Origin of the sequence: uncultured Psychroserpens sp. (genome assembly GCF_947494225.1) — a bacterium.
Lineage (GTDB): Bacteria > Bacteroidota > Bacteroidia > Flavobacteriales > Flavobacteriaceae > Psychroserpens.
The window spans coordinates 866807-882567 of the sequence record NZ_CANLUG010000001.1 but is presented as its reverse complement, the minus strand read 5'-3'; the positions used below and the strand labels follow the sequence as shown (position 1 = coordinate 882567).

Annotated in this window: 14 protein-coding genes; all 14 read left to right on the top strand. The window is 29.9% G+C overall.

The annotated features are described in order from the left end of the window. Positions 1 to 41: 41 nt before the first annotated feature. Positions 42 to 956, top strand: a complete 915-nt coding sequence (locus Q0893_RS03905) for an AraC family transcriptional regulator (protein ID WP_299272590.1) — start codon at positions 42 to 44, stop codon at positions 954 to 956. Positions 957 to 1067: 111 nt separating this feature from the next. Continuing rightward, positions 1068 to 1811 (top strand): hypothetical protein, encoded by a 744-nt coding sequence (locus tag Q0893_RS03900; protein ID WP_299272588.1) that lies wholly within the window; start codon positions 1068 to 1070, stop codon positions 1809 to 1811. A 182-nt stretch (positions 1812 to 1993) separates the two neighbouring features. Beyond that, the gene (locus Q0893_RS03895) at positions 1994 to 3115 is read left to right on the top strand and encodes a hypothetical protein (protein WP_299272586.1); all 1122 of its coding nucleotides are present in this window, start codon (positions 1994 to 1996) and stop codon (positions 3113 to 3115) included. A gap of 12 nt (positions 3116 to 3127) precedes the next feature. After that, a complete protein-coding gene (locus Q0893_RS03890) occupies positions 3128 to 4297 on the top strand; it encodes a TlpA disulfide reductase family protein (protein ID WP_299272584.1) in 1170 nt (389 codons plus the stop codon). An 8-nt stretch (positions 4298 to 4305) separates the two neighbouring features. Next, complete coding sequence (locus Q0893_RS03885) at positions 4306 to 5484, top strand: VCBS repeat-containing protein (RefSeq protein ID WP_299272582.1); 1179 nt, start codon at positions 4306 to 4308, stop codon at positions 5482 to 5484. 5 nt (positions 5485 to 5489) lie between these two features. Then, positions 5490 to 6893: a serine hydrolase gene (locus Q0893_RS03880; RefSeq protein WP_299272580.1), complete on the top strand. Its 1404-nt coding sequence runs from the start codon at positions 5490 to 5492 to the stop codon at positions 6891 to 6893. 76 nt (positions 6894 to 6969) lie between these two features. Next, complete coding sequence (locus tag Q0893_RS03875; RefSeq protein ID WP_299272578.1) at positions 6970 to 7632, top strand: DUF6090 family protein; 663 nt, start codon at positions 6970 to 6972, stop codon at positions 7630 to 7632. A 49-nt stretch (positions 7633 to 7681) separates the two neighbouring features. Then, the gene (locus tag Q0893_RS03870; RefSeq protein ID WP_299272576.1) at positions 7682 to 8605 is read left to right on the top strand and encodes a hypothetical protein; all 924 of its coding nucleotides are present in this window, start codon (positions 7682 to 7684) and stop codon (positions 8603 to 8605) included. A gap of 17 nt (positions 8606 to 8622) precedes the next feature. Continuing rightward, positions 8623 to 9876, top strand: a complete 1254-nt coding sequence (locus Q0893_RS03865) for a TlpA disulfide reductase family protein (protein WP_299272574.1) — start codon at positions 8623 to 8625, stop codon at positions 9874 to 9876. 76 nt (positions 9877 to 9952) lie between these two features. Continuing rightward, complete coding sequence (locus Q0893_RS03860; protein WP_299272572.1) at positions 9953 to 10969, top strand: alpha/beta hydrolase-fold protein; 1017 nt, start codon at positions 9953 to 9955, stop codon at positions 10967 to 10969. A gap of 52 nt (positions 10970 to 11021) precedes the next feature. Beyond that, positions 11022 to 12233 carry a TlpA disulfide reductase family protein gene (locus Q0893_RS03855; protein WP_299272570.1) on the top strand — a complete coding sequence of 404 codons (1212 nt, stop codon included), beginning with the start codon at positions 11022 to 11024 and terminating at the stop codon, positions 12231 to 12233. 197 nt (positions 12234 to 12430) lie between these two features. After that, positions 12431 to 13669: a TlpA disulfide reductase family protein gene (locus Q0893_RS03850; protein ID WP_299272568.1), complete on the top strand. Its 1239-nt coding sequence runs from the start codon at positions 12431 to 12433 to the stop codon at positions 13667 to 13669. A 2-nt stretch (positions 13670 to 13671) separates the two neighbouring features. Further along, positions 13672 to 14520, top strand: coding sequence for a LytTR family DNA-binding domain-containing protein (locus Q0893_RS03845; RefSeq protein ID WP_299272565.1), 849 nt, complete (start codon positions 13672 to 13674; stop codon positions 14518 to 14520). A 76-nt stretch (positions 14521 to 14596) separates the two neighbouring features. Then, positions 14597 to 15742, top strand: coding sequence for a serine hydrolase (locus Q0893_RS03840; RefSeq protein ID WP_299272563.1), 1146 nt, complete (start codon positions 14597 to 14599; stop codon positions 15740 to 15742). Positions 15743 to 15761: the final 19 nt, after the last annotated feature.

Below are 15761 nucleotides of genomic sequence, written 5' to 3'. Positions count from 1 at the left end.
ATAATTAAATTTGATCAATGTGGTCAATATTGCTTAACAAGATGAAATCGCTTCAAATAAATAAATTTAAAGGACAAGAGACTGTGCGAGAAAACAAGACTCTAGAGACAAATGCCGCTTTTTATTCAAAAGTCAATCATTTTGAAGGAAAGCTATCTTCGTCTCATTATGTTGTTAAATTTCCAATGACTGGTCTTGAAACTTACTATACAATTAATAAAAAAATTCAGGTTGACAATCTAAGCTATCTTATAACCAACCCGCATGTAGAAATAGAAGCTGTAGTAAAAAGTAAAACTCCTGTTATTGGTATTTGTATTGGTTTTACAGATGAATTCCTAAATAGTTTGGCTACTTCTATTGGTCAAAAAATGAAATTATGCCTTGACAATCCATTTGTTAATAATGAAAGTAATCTAGATTTTTTTACCCAAAAAAATAGAATCAATAATAGTAAATTTGGGCATACTCTTCAAAACATAAAATATCATTTACTAAACGGTACTATTTCTGAAATCTATAACGAAGAGCAATTTTATTTAACTTTTGGCGAATTACTAATAGAAAACGAACTTAATATTCATTCAAAAATCTCGCAATTACCACATTCAAAATTATCGACACGTGAAGAAATCTACAGACGTGTTGATCTGATGAATCATTATATTCATGACAACTTCACAGAACATATTTCCCTAGAAAACTTATCTCAAATAGCTTGTTTGTCCAAATATCACTCCCTAAGGTGTTATCAGGGAATAATGAATACAACACCATATAAAAAAATAATAGAACTGCGACTTAAAAAAGCTAAAGAATTATTAAGCAAAGGACACTGCATTAATTTGGTTGCAGACTTGTGTGGTTTCACAGATTATCGTGCGTTTTCTAAAGTTTTTAAAAAGTACTATGGCCTTTTACCTTCTATCTACCAAAAGCAAATGAATATTAAATAGTATAAATTTATAAAACACATAAAAGTTAAGACTGTTTTTTAAGTCTAATAGCTTTAAGCAATAATGACCACACAAGTCATCAATTGTTTTTGTTTTTTAAAAATAAAAACAATGAAAACAACAACTACAACGTTAATCATCGCACTTTTCTTTCAGTCAATAATTACCTCTCAAAATAATATTGTAACAATCAATAAGAACAATCTAAACACTTCGTATTTAACAGAAGGAAAGAAACAATATCTAGTTTATAGGGAAAGTAAAGATGGTGACGTTTTAGACATCTCTATTTGGGAGCGAACAATTAAGTTTTCAAAACTTAATAATAAAGACGCTATAGTTATTGAGCAACATTGGAAAAAACCTAAGGCTGAGAAGTTTAGAACCGTATATTCTATTTGTCAAAAAGAAAATTTTTACCCAATTTATCATTATGCAAAAGTAGGAACAACTAAAAAAGATGCTTTCGATTTTACATCAAATCATATAAAAGGGTCAGATAGCATTATTCAAAACTCTAAGAAGGATTTCTATTTAAAGCTGAAAGAACCTACACTTAACTGGGAATTAGACTTAGAAACTTTTCAATGTTTACCTTTAAAAAAAAACACGACTTTTAGGATTAATTTTTACCATCCAGGCAGTCCTAATGGCCCCAATTATTACAACTATGAAGTTATAGGAGAAGACACCATAACCATTGGAAGTGCTGATAAAGTTGATTGTTGGTTGCTTAAAATTAAGTATGAAAGAGACAATCATGCTATATTTTGGATTGACAAGAACAATCGGGAGGTCTTAAAAATGGTAGAGGTTTGGGATGGTATAAAACGTTACAAAATCAAGCTGTTCTAAAAATTGTAATACAACTTTAAATCCATGTAGGTTGCGTTTAGAGCATTGTCAATATAAATTGCATATTACTCTCAAGCATACTATTAAGCAATAATCACCACATCATTTTAATAACTTTTTTTTTGATTTGACACATAGATTCCACTTGACAAACATTTACAAATCACTAAATATTTTAAACGATGAAAAAAATCCTAATTGCTCTTCTATTTGTTAACTTTAGTATGAATGCTCAAGATGCTAAAGTTAATTCTATACTCAAAAAACATTTTAAAGCTCTTAATCAAACAAAACTAAATACTGTTAAGAGCTTGAAAATAGAAGGTGCTTTTATACAAAACGGTACAGCATTAAACTTAGAGATACTTAAACAACGCCCAGATAAATGGCGTCGAAAAATAGAATTAAATAAAACCAAAATGCTTGTAGTTATTAATGGCAATTCTGGCTGGGAAATCAATGAATTTGCTGGCGCTAATGACCCTGTTGATTATGATGAAGCAAAACTAAATGCTTATTCTACTAGTGCAACTATAGATAACCAACTTTGGTATTATAAAAACAATGGTGCAAAAATTAAATATTTGACCGAAGAAGTTGTTAATGAAAAAAAAACAATCAAACTTGAAGTTATAGACGCTCTAGGTAAGATTTCTCATATCTGGCTTGACTCAAAAACCCATCTCATAAACCAAACTGAAGATGCAGAAAGCAAGCAAATATTGGTTTATAAAGAATATCAACTTATTGATGGAATTCCATTTCCTAAAAAAGTTAATGGAGGAGTTTATGAACTAGAGTTTAAAAAGATTGAACTAAATCCAAAATTTGAAGCTTCGATATTTACCAAAGGAGATCACATGTCTGTAAAAGATATTGCCAAAATATATCTAAAAGCGTTTTATGATTTGAATTACGAAGTATTAGGGAATTTCTATACAGATGAATCCTTTTGGTATGACCCTTCAACAGCAGTCATTAATCCAGCAGTACAAAAAAGCATTGGTAAAGACAAAATTATAGCTGATCTGAAAAGCGGATTCAACGGAGTACAAGATGCTTCATATACTTTTGAAAAAGCGTTTTACTCTGGACCCTATGTTTCTGTTTGGGGTACATATAGCTACAAAATACCTGCAAAATTCTTTCAAGGTATGATGCATTCCGATGCTGTATTTGAATTCAATATCCCAATGGTAACAAATCTAGTTGTCAGAAATGGTAAAGTACTGGAACACCTAGAATATGCAGACTGGACAGATTGGGCAAAACAAGCTCAAGCTAATGCCCAAAAAGCAAAATAAACATCATTAAAAATGAAGATTAGATTTACATATTTAACCATAGCGACTCTTGTCTTGTTTACAGCAAGTACAAGTTATTCTCAAGATTTAAAAAATGGAATAGATGTGGTAAAAAAAGTAAATGAAGTTTTTGATAAAATTAAGACCATTAGCTATACAATGACCGTAGAAGACAATTATGGTAATATAGCTAAAAGTGAGAATTTACAGGAAAGAACAGATATTGACAATAACAATGGATTTGGTTACTCGAAACAAAAAGCGATAATACAACTAACGGATAAAGTTAAAAAAACTTCAACATTTAGTTTTTCTTATGATGGCAATACGTTGTTTGTGCAACCAAAACAGAATGGAGAAATAACTATTATAGATGACCCAACAATAGAATCTGTTATCGATTTATTAAGTAGTTCGTATTTGTTTATCTATAGAAGACCATTACTTCTTAAAAAAGGTTTTATAATTCATGATGATTTATCATTACTAGGATTAGAAAAAAAAGATGGCCAAAACTGTTACAAACTTATAGCAAAGAAAACAATTGCTTCTCCTCTTTCTGGTGAAAATAAAATATATGAGTACACTTGGTGGATTAACTCTAAGACGTTCTATCCTGTGGCTTATGAAAGTAATCTTCAAAAATTTTCAATAAAGGTAAATCAAGTTAACCAAACTCTTTCTAATGATTCATTTACATTAGTTAAGCACAACAAAATTAACTACACCACAAATGAAAACATTGAAAATACTGGTCTGCTAAACATCGGAGAAAAATTCCCAGCATGGTATCTAAAAGATGCTTCTGGCAATTTAAGATTATCTTCAGAATTTAAGGAAAAGATAGTTGTTATCGATTTTTGGGGAACGTGGTGTCCTCCTTGTAAGAAAGCAATGCCAGATATTCAAAAATTACATGACAAATACAAAAACCAAGATGTTGTAGTTATAGGTATTTCGGTTAACGACAAACCTAATGCCGCCGAAAAGTACTTTAAATCTAAAGATTATACGTATTTACATTTGCCGTATGGTGAAGAACTTGCAGAACAAATAAAAATTAAAATGTACCCTACACTATATATTTTAAATAAAAAAGGAAACATCATTTATGCAGAAAAAAAGTATAATGAAAATGGATTACATGATTGGAGTAAAGTTATAGACCTAACATTAAAATAAATTTTAATTTGAAAAGAACAACTTATATAATTATCTCTTTATTATTTGGTATTACCCTAGAGGCTCAAGAGCTTAAAGAAGTAACATTTACTAATTTGCCAGAAGCGGCAAAACTTCCATATAACTCTATGGATGCAAATGTAGCAGATATAGACAATGATGGTGATTTAGATATTGTAGTAGCAGTAGAATTTTATAAGAATTTGATTTTTATCAATGATGGTAAAGGACAATTCTCAGATGGTAGTCACATGTTACCAGATAAGGATGCAAAAAAAGCAGTTAAGCCTTACCAATATTATCCTTATCATGACTCCGAAGATGTCACAATAAAAGATATTGATAATAATGGTAAACTAGATATATTATTCGTTACAGAAGATGACAAAACAAATGAGCTATACTTACAAAACGAGAGTAATAGATTCATTGATGCATCAGATAAATTTCCTGTAAAAGGAATTTCAAACGCTTTAATGGTTAGTGATTTTGATAACGATGGTTGGAAGGATTGCATTATAGGTAATAATGGACAAAATTATTATCTAAAAAATGAGAAAGGAAACTTGGTTGATGATACTAGAACAAGACTTCCAACCATATCTGATGTAACTCAAGATTTAGAAGTAGGCGATTATGACAATGATGGCGACCTCGATATTTTAGTTGGTAATGAAGGTGACAATCGTTTACTACTAAATAATGGTAAAGGCTATTTTAAAGATGTAACAAATGAAGTCTTTACTTCAGGGATTTCAGAAGAAACCAGAGAAGCTGATTTTGCTGATGTAGATAACGATGGTGATTTAGATATCTATTTTGCAAACGTAAAAATGTTTACTCAAAAAGATCCTATACAACGGCTATTAATCAATGAAAATGGAAAATACATAGATAAAAGCACAGAACAACTTCATTTTGAAAGCACTATAGCTGCCGTTGATGCTGACTTTTATGACATTGATAATGATGGCGATTTAGATTTATTATTAGGAAAAATGAACGGTTTTTCAATAGGTATTAACGATGGCAAAGGGAATTTTAAAGAAAATACAGAACAATTTATAAAATACCCTATTAGCGGATTAGTTGTAGATATAGAGGTTGCTGATTTTAATCAAGACTCAAAACCTGATATTTATTTAGCATGTTTTGGAAGTAATGACAAATTACTTTTGAGTAATTAAAACCTATGACTCTTAAGAAAATATTCATAATAGTTATATTAACCTTTTTAAATAAATCCTATGGCCAAAATGCTGAAATGGCTACAATCAACACTAAAATAGAGTCAACATTAAATGAGTTCAATAGAAAGTACAATATAAACTCTATGACTCCTGGTTATGCCATAGGACTAGTAACTCATGACACCATATTACAATATTTTGAAGGACTGTCTGATTTGACCTCAAAACATAGAATACATTCACTTACTAAATTTAGAATGGCTTCGGTATCAAAACAATTTACTGGAGCAATCATTTTGACACTCATTGAGGAAAAAAAATTGGCTATAAACGATAACGTCATCACCTTCCTACCAAATTTAAACAAGATATATAGTGATGTCACTATTGAGGACTTAATACATCATGTATCTGGAATTAAAGATTATGTCGAGCTTTTTGCTTTAATGGGTTATCCCGAAAATCAACTACCAGTTCCCGAAAAAGTATTTGAAATTATTAACGCCCAAAGCTCTTTAAATTTTATTCCTAAAACACAGTATAGTTATTCTAATTCAAATTATTTTTTACTAGCCAGAATAATAGAAAAAATACTAGGAGAACCATTACATAGTATTGCCAACAAAAGATTATTCAATCCATTGAAAATGAATAACACATCATTTCTTCATGAAGATTATGATTTCGACTCCGTTGCAAGGGGTTATTATTTTTACAATGCACGTTATCATTCTTTCAATTCTAATGATTATGTAACTGGAGATGGAGGTTTGGTTTCCAATTTAAACGACATGTGTATTTGGGCAAAAAACTATTTAACTGGATCTTTTCCTATAGAAAACTTTCTAGCTAAGATGACTAGAGTTGAAAAAACCCTAGACTCATTAACAGACAGTTATGGTTACGGATTTTACAAGGAAACAATTAACGATCATAGTATATACAAACATGGTGGCATATTTTGTGGGTATACACATGATATAGCTGTCGTCTCAGAAAAGAACTTTGCCCTAGTCATTTTAACAAATAGCAATCCAAAATATAATGTGGAAGAACTCACTTATAATATCATAAGTAGTTTAACGAATTGGAATCTATCTAAAACCGCATCAAAAGAAAAAAACATGGCAAAACAAAATATCATTTCTTCCGGTAACTTCTCGGTAAACCAAAAAATGAATGGCAATTGGCATTCAAACGAAATAAAAACCAAATGCAAAATTGAAATCGAAAGCAATACATTGGTTAATGTTTACTTTGAAAACAATAAATACGAATTCACTCCCATTAATAAAAACACAATAATTCTAAATGACATGCAATTCATTTACGATGAAAACAAAAAACTGATGCTCTTGAATACAACAAAAACTAAAAATGTAATATTTAAAAAAGAGATAAAATAAAACATTGAATAGCTTCCTATTAGGGCTTTATTACAATCTTATATTATCAAACTGTCAACACTAAAAACACTAAAAATTGGGACGATTTAAAAAGATAATAACCAAAACAAATGCAAAATACCTATTATCAGAAGTTGTTCTGATTTTTGTAGGTATTAGTTTAGCCATATGGTTTAATAATTGGAACGAAAACAGAAAAACAAATTCAACAAAAAGTATTGTTTTATCTAAACTACAAAGTGAAATAAATAACAACTATGAAGAAATAGAAAACAGTATTCAACACTTAGATACCCTAATTAAAACCCTGAGTGATTTTAAAAAAATAAGTAATTTCAATACTGCCTTTGAAGCATCACTAGAACAACTAAATCAGTTTCAAAAAAATCATCCTAGTTTTTATAAAATACATGAATCTAAAAAAATTACAGGTAGTCACCTTTACAATTTTGATGGATCCATAACAATGTACTTTGAAATAACAAATCTTAGGTTTATAGCATTAGAAACAGCAAAAACTACAAATACATTAGGGAAAATTAAATATGATTGTCTCTATAATTTAGAAGATTTATACAGCCAAAAGTATCGTGTTTCAAGGCTAACTAATAGAGCTGTAGAATTAATGCAAGAAGGTGACTTTGAAGGATTACTTCGAAACTTAAAACAAATACGTCAATTAAACACACAACTTATACAACAATATGAAAAAACTAAATACACCTTTAATGACTGTTAAAATCAAATTTCTAAAATGTGGTTGTTTACTCTTTTTTTTATGTTTAAACATGTTCGCTCAAAAGCCAACGGTTGAAGCAGAGCTAGAAGAAGATTACAGGTATTCGTTTAAACCAGTTGAAAAAAAACACAATATGACTGTGATGATAGATAGTATTCATAATACAATCTACTCAAAACCTCATGGAAAACAAACGGCCAGAGAAATGCTTCGTATTATTGAAGCCGATGGTTTTAATATCAAATTCTCTGGAGAAAAGCTATTAGAAAACCAACTTAACAACCTTAATACCAACTTGCTCATTATCCATGGAATGCCTAATAACGAAAAGGTTTTAGATGATGGGACCAAAAAAGAAATACTCTATACTTCTCCCCTAAGTACCAAAGAGATTAGCAATATTGGAAAATTTGTTTTTAAAGGTGGAAGCCTACTGTTATTCCTTTCGCATTTCCCAGAAGGAAGTGGTGCATTACCACTTGTAGAAGCATTTCAAGTTAAACTAAGAGATGGTTATGCATATCAAGAACAACACCATACAAGTGAAGATGGAATATGTGGTCATTTCGTGATGAATAAAAATAACGAAATGCTTAATCTTAAGCATCCTATTTTTAAAAATTCATTAGAAAAAAAGACAATTCCCAAAAATGTGCGTTTCTATTGTGGTGCTGCAATATTCAGGAATCCCGAAGACGTGATTTTACCATTCCCCAAAAACACAATTAATTACACTCCAGTGATTGGTGAAAAAAAATATCTTGAAGAGAACTCAAGTAGTTATGCAGGAATGATTGGTTTTGAATATGGCAATGGACGCGTCGTAATATGCACAGATCAAGGGATCTTTAGAAGTTTGAACCTGCTTATTAAAGATGAAAAAATAGCAGTTACTATTCATGATCCCGAAGCCGATAATGCTGGCTTGTTTTTAAATACCTTAAGATGGTTAACAAAACTTCAAAACCCATAACTAATTTGCATTTAACAATGAAAAAGAGCCAACTATTTTTTATCTTAATTTTCACTCATTTCTTAAATGCACAAGATATAAATTTTGACATCCAAAATTTATATGTGACCCCATTTGGTATGACATCAGATCTTGTTGGATTTAGTCCATTATTTGAACTAGATTCCGATTCTATTCATAACAAAGTCCAAAGCAAGAAAATACAAAAGCTTCCAAAAAACTTAAATGTATCAAAAACAGCCTATTGTTTTTTTTATTTTACAGGAATAACTTCTTCTTTGTTTGAAAATGAATTAACAGTTTTAATCGAAAATTATTCTACAGATAATCCTTCCATTTTTATAGATAGAAACGGAAACTTGGATTTTACAGATGATGGAATTCCAATATCTTTCGAAAATAATTTAACAATAGCATTAGAAAATGGTAGTAGTTCGTTAGCTAATTATCATTATATGTTATCAAAAAGCCAAATAAGTCCTGAATATCAGGGTAGGCTTAAGCAGAAATATGAAAAAAAGTTTCAAAAAAGTAATCTGGTATTAGCCAAACATTGGTTAGCATTCAAGCGTCTTTCTGTAAGAGTTTCTAAACATTATATAGATAACAAACCAATAACCATTCTTCTAATAGATAACTCTGCTGATGGAATATTTTCTTTCCAAACAGATGAATTAGGTGATCGCATACTCGTCCTAGAAGGACATATTGATACTGATAAAACCTTAGTATCAATGTTAAGATTTGCAGAACCTATAAGTCATAATGCAATCTTCAAAATTTATAACAAAAAATACCACATAAAAAATGTCACATCTAACGGAAACAAAATCACGTTATCAAAAACTTATAAAAAACCAAGTTACGACTTTAAAAAGATTAAAGATTTAACTTCATTATCAATTACACTTTTGGATGGAACTCTAGTATCCTTAAAAGATTTAATGAAAACAAAAAAATACCTACTAATAGACGTTGGCGGCACATGGTGCAAAGGTTGCATTTCTCAAGAACCAATTATAAAAAATATTTATAACAATAGTAAAGTCGAAGTTTTAGGTGTTTTTAAACACGATACTCATAAATCCGTAAAAAATTATCTCAATAATCATAAATTAAAATGGCCTGTAGCACTTACAAATGATAATTTTGATGACATTTTTAGAATAAATACATTTCCTACATATATTTTAATTTCTAATGATGGAAAAGTCATTTTAATAGATATTGATGCTAAAAAAATTGAACGTTATATAAACAAGTTAAGTTAGTTTGGAAAAAAAGTATCATTTCATATCAAAAAAAAGCATTAATCATCTATTCTTTTTAAAAATATCATGTGTGTCTATGTTATTGTTTTTTTCAATAAAAACAAACGCCCAAAACATAAAAACCTTCAACGACATACTATTTGTAAGTTATAAATCATCAACTAAAATAGATAGTGTTCATTTTAATATCAAAGGAGGTCGCTTGCATAATATGCTTTATGACAAAAAGAAAAAATTATGGCAACTTACCAAACACATTCCAAATGCTAATGAATTGATATTACAGTATCAATTTTTAGCTTATCATAATTCTAAATGTACATTAAACAACAAAGGATACTTTATAGGAGATAGCATCCATTTAACAAGCGAAAAAGTAAGCACACTAAAAGGTCGTATAATTCAAGACTCACTGCAAAGTAAATGGTTAAATGAAAATCGTAACTTAAGCATTTACCTTCCGCCAAATTATAATAAAACATCTAAAAAACATCAGGTAATATACCTAACCGATGGAGCTTGGATTACTAATTATGCGGCATATATAGAGCAGCTCATCATAAATAAACAAATCCCTGCCTTAGTCCTAATTGGTGTACATTCTAACGATAACAGCATAAAACAGTTTAGAACATTAGCCTACCTAAAAGACATTCATAAATATATACCTGATACAGATAGCACTTTATACTCGAAACACATGAAGTTTTTTAATGAAGAAGTTATTGAGCATATTGAAGCAAAATTTAACGTATCAAATCAACAAACTGATAGAATAATTTTTGGATGTTCTAACGGGGCAGCCTTTTCTTTGGACGCAAGCATAAATTACCCAAATATGTATCAACACATTATTTTAGGATCGTTTGGTTGGCTACCATTAATAGAAGTAAAGTTTAAAAATACCACATCGAAGTACCATTTATGCGCTGGCACATTAGAAAAAGATTATTCTGAACTAACAAAATTATTAAATGAATTGTTGCTCAAAGAAGGTATAACATCCCATTATCAAATATACGTCGCTGCTCATGATGATATAATGTGGCGTGATTTTTTCCTTAAATCTTTGATTAAAATTTTTAAGCAATAATCACCACTTTTTCTAACTAATTTTTTAGTTGATTAGCTAAAATCAAAAAATCATGAAAGTACTGAAGATCGTTTTTTACCTTTTTACTTTTTTAGGTGTCTCATCATTTTCTTATTCTCAAGAAACTGCAGAAGAAATATTAGAAAAGTCTAATGAAATATGCAAGACAATCTCATCTATAGAATATACAATACATCAGAAAGGAGCTCCAGGTAAATTTGGATATGGAATGCCCAAAATAGAGGCTACAATTATTCAAAAAAAAGATAGTAGTTTAAATGATGTTGGTTTTGACAAGGCCTTAATTAAAGCATCTGGTTTTATTGCAGAAAAAAAGCATAAAAAACCATTTTCTTTTAGTTACAATGGTGACGATTTCATGTATGAAATAGGAAAAAATGTAAGGCAAAAAACCGTCTCGACTCCAACAAGAAAGGTAACAATGGGAAAATTACAACAACATTTATTTATGATGAGAGTTTTTCCATTTACCGAAACTGATCCATTTGAAATGGCAATGAAATCAGGTGAGATTGAAGTACAGTTAATTGCTGTAGAAGAAAAAGATGGTCATCCATGTAGTAAAATAGAAAAATCACTAACATTCAAATTGGCAAATGGGAAAGAAGTCGTTACTAAAAGCATATGGTGGATAAGTGATTTGGATTGTTTACCTAGGGCATATTCTGACGGAATGATTTATAAAGATATTACTATAAAAAAGATAAACCATCCCATTCCAAACTCATTTTTTTCTTTAGCAAACGAAAATGCTAATACAGATTATTTAACATCCGAAGACATTGAAAATGAATTAGCAAAAGTCAACTTATTATCAATAGGTAGTTTACCCGCTCAATGGAGTGCCAAAGATCAATTTGGAAAAACCATCAATTCTGAACAACTCAAAGGTAAAGTTGTATTAATAGATTTTTGGGGAAGTTGGTGCACACCTTGCATCCAAGCGATGCCTGATATACAAAAGCTACAAGACCATTACAAAAACAACTTGAACGTTGTTATCATTGGTATTTCGGCCGGAGAACGAGATAAAAAAGCATCTATCAACTTATTCAATAAAAAAGGATATAACTATACACACATTCCCAACGGAGACAATATTGCCAAATCAAACTATAAAGTAAAAGAATATCCTTCATTGTATATTCTAGATAAGCACGGGAAAATTGTAAGTGCAGAGAAAGGATATCATAAGAATAGTTTTGACCGTTGGAAAAAAACAATAGACAAATTAATTAAGTAATTGCAATTTATGAATTCTCATTTTCGTGTAATTGTAGTGTTTTTTTTAGTGTTGAATTCTAGCTCTTTTGCTCAAGATATTGGCTCAATAAACGACATATTAATTGAGGGCAAAAGGGCTATTTTCAAGTTGAAATTAGGTAAAAAACAAAGTCATAAATAAATGTGACATACTAATCATTTCTAAAAAGATAAAAAATGAAAGAACGAACTCAAATTTTAATATTCATGTTCTTATGCATCACATTATCTAATTTTTCTCAAGAATCAATTGAGACAAAACCTAGGCAAATACCCTTTTCAAGTGAATCCATATCGTTAGATGAGATTCTAAACAAATCTAGAGAAATATTACATTCAATTGAAGTAATCGAATATCAAATAACACAACAAAAAGCCCTTAAAAAACGACATGGTCAACCTTATATTAATGCTATTTTCACTTGTGAAAAAGATTTAACAGTTAAAGATGTTGGCTTCGGAAAATCTAAACTAAAGGCTCAAGGAACAATAGAGTTGAATGGAAAAAACGAAGCCTTTTCATTTTCTTATGATGGTCATACATTTAAATATCGTCGTGGCACTGCAAAAAACAAAGTGATAAAAAACCCAACTCGCAAAATCGTTATGGGATATCTGCAACAGCACTTATTTATGTTACAAGCATTTCCATATACAGACGAGGTTCCATTTATGCCTTTAGGGTTCGGTTATAAGTTTGAAGGGATTGAAATGTTTAATGGGGAGGAATGTTTTAAAGTTAAAACGACTAGCGCAGTAATAAATTCAAAAGGAGAAATTGTAAAAGGAAAGAGAATAAAAGTGTGGTACATAAGTAGCAAAAGTTTTTTGCCTATTGGTTTCTCAGATGAGAAATTTTACAAACAAGAAATCACTATCAAAAGCATTAACAAGAGCGATAAAAAATCTTATAAAAGTAAAAGTACTAATGAAAACACTTTGAGCATTAGCCAAGCCCGAATGGAACTGGCTGGTGAAAAACTCTTAAAATTAATGACAAATACTCCTGATTGGAATGCCACAGATCAAAATGGAAAATCATATAATTCTGAAAGCCTTAAAGGTAAGGTGGTTTTTATAGACTTTTGGGGTTCTTGGTGCGCTCCTTGTAAAAAAGCTATGCCGCAGATAGAACAACTTTATAAGCATTATAAAAACAATAAGAATGTAATTATTTTGGGAATATCGGCCAATGAGAAAGATAATAGCGCTTCAATAAAATACTTCAATAACAAAAAATATAGCTATACTCATATTCCAAATAGAATTGATATAGCGAAAAAATTCAAAGTAGAATATTACCCAACCGTATACATAATAAACAAACAAGGGAAGGTGTCGTATTATGAAACCGACTTTTCTCAAGATGGATTTCACAATTGGAAAAAGATGATTAATAGCTTATTAAATCAATGATTTTGACAAAAGGCCTTTTTTATCGTATAAATTCAAGAGTTTTAGAACCCTTAATGTTAGGTGTTTTATCTAATATTTTGATAAATATTTGCTTTAATCCTAAACATCCTGACTTTATTTTTAAAGAGTTTCTAGTTGCTATATTTTTCGCAACAATAATTACTGAACTTACCAGATATGCCTCTAACAAACTCGACAAAAAACTAAATTGGAGTTCAAATTTTAAATTACGTTTATTTTTAAACTTCATTGTTCTTAGTGCCCTTTTATTCTTAATAGTAAATGGTTTTGGGAATCTTTATATCTGGCTTTCCGGAGATACGTTTCACTCAATAGACGAAACTTTATTAATAAACCTCATAGTACTTAGTATAGTGTTGATCTCATCCCTTATCAAATGGTGTTTCTTTTTATATAACAAATGGGTATTAGTAAATAAAAACTTAATTAATAATCTAAACGAAAATCAAAAACTCAAAAGTTATATAGATAAATCTTCAAAAGAAATAGAACTCGTTAAAGGTAACTTTATCAGTCATATGCCTATTTCAAAAATTAGATATGCAATTATAGAGTCTGGTATTATAAATGTATATGATGCAAATAAAAGGTTAGGAGCATTTAATGGTTCTTTAACTTATTTAGAATCAAAATTACCTGAATATAATTTTTTTAAACTATCTCGTCATATAATTACTCATAAAGAGGGTATTAAAAGAATCATGTCATCCACTTACGGGAAAATAGAAATTGAGCTCAATAATGAGTTAATTAATCATACCGTCATTACCGTAAGTAGGTTAAAGGCATCAAAATTTAGAAAATGGTATAGCAGTTCAGATGTAAATTAATAGCACTTCAGTAAAATCTTACTTCGGGACAAGGAAAAATTTCGTCTCATTGATTTCCTTTGAAAAAAAACGAATTATGAAATATTTAAACTCTTACAAAAAAATCGTCCTATTAGTTTTGATAGGATGTGCGACATTTATGTTATTGTCTTTTGAATCGAAAAACTCAAAATTTAAAAAAATACAATCTATTATTGATAAGGCTACAACCGGGAAATTACAAGGTGTTTTAGTCTCTATTGAAAGCCCTGAATATGAAAAATGGGTTGGTAAATCTGGTTATGCAAACGCAAAGTCTAACAAACTAATTGACGAAAATGCCATTTTTAGCCTTGCAAGTATAGGTAAAACCTATACTGCAACGGCCGTTTTAAAATTAGTCGAAGATGGAAAATTACAACTAGATGATAAAATTGAAAATTATCTCCCCATAGAGATTATAGAAGGTTTACCTAATGCGGAAAAAGTAACCATAAGAAACTTATTAGGCCATACTTCTGGGTTCTACAATTACAATTCTAACCCAGAGCTAAACAAACTTTACCTTTCTGGGAATTTAAAACTAGACACTTTATCTCATATAAACGCTCTAAGACGCTATGCATATGGAAAAACATATTCAAAAGCCATATATGGTAAGTTTAATTACTGTAGTACAAATTACCTCTTATTGACCATGATAATGGATACAATATTACCAGATGGTCATGTGAAATATATGAGAGATTTCTTAAAGCATCATGGTTTTAAAAACACCTACTATAAGCAAATACCAGATTCTAGCAGTCTACAATATTATGGCGACATTAATTTAGATGAAACTCTAGAAAACCTAACATCTCAAACCATAGAAACTACCAATTGGTATAGTGGTGATGATGGTATTTATGCCACGATTGATGACGCTACTAATTTTTTAAAAAAACTTGTAGATGGTAAAATTTTAGGAAAAGAAATACTAAAAGAAATGATGACATGGAATGATGAAAACAATCCTGATTATGGGTTAGGGCTAATGGCTGACAAAAGCTTTCCTTACAAATTTCTTCTTGGACACTCCGGTCGTGGTATTGGTATCACAACAGATTTATATTACTTTCCACATAAAGATATGACCATAGCCATATTTTGTAATACAGGGCTTAGATCAGCATCTCCAATATTTAAAAAAGAATATGGCAAAATGAGAAATAAAATTATAAAGAAACTCTTCTTGTTTTAGCAATAATAACCACAATTAT